The 603-nt window shown below is 62.2% G+C and carries 1 protein-coding gene; it reads left to right on the top strand.

Annotation, left to right across the window (positions count from 1 at the left end; genetic code table 11):
• Positions 1–595 (top strand): transposase (locus XI08_RS09825; RefSeq protein WP_271574264.1); only part of this gene is annotated, 595 nt, incomplete at its 5' end.
• Between the last annotated feature and the right edge of the window lie 8 nt (positions 596–603).

Here is a 603-nt window from a genome sequence, read left to right as displayed (position 1 = left end):
GATCCGCTCGCAGCAGCAGCGCCAGCGCGGCTTCAAGCTGTATTCCTTCCATGCTCCGGAGGTCGAGTGCATCGGCAAGGGCAAGGCCGCCGCGCCCTATGAGTTCGGCGTGAAGGCATCCATCGTCACCAACAACCAAAGAGCTCCCGGCGGCTTGTTCGTGCTCCACGCCTGCTCGCTGCCGGACAACCCCTACGACGGTCATACCCTTCGCGACGTCATCGAGCGCACCGAGAGCCTCACCGGCTGCCCGATCGAACGGGCCTATGTCGACAAGGGATATCGCGGCCACGACACACAAAATCCCCGCCGCGTCTTCATCTCGGGCCAGAAGCGCGGCGTCTTCGGCGTCATCAAGCGCGAGCTACGCCGCCGTTCCGCCATCGAGCCCATCATCGGACACATGAAGAACGAAGGTCACCTTGGCCGCTGCTATCTCAAAGGCCGCGCCGGAGATGCCGCTAACGTTCTCCTCTCGGCCGTTGGCCACAACCTCCGCCGTGTCCTGGCTTGGCTCAGAGACCTTTTGTCCCTCTTCCTGCTCTCACTCTGGCCAACGCTCAACTGTCCAGTTCAGCCCAATTCGGCTTATTAACGATCGAC

The sequence above is a fragment of the Bradyrhizobium sp. CCBAU 11361 genome (genome assembly GCF_028128935.1).
GTDB lineage: Bacteria > Pseudomonadota > Alphaproteobacteria > Rhizobiales > Xanthobacteraceae > Bradyrhizobium > Bradyrhizobium niftali.
This window is presented reverse-complemented; position numbering and strand designations above follow the sequence as displayed.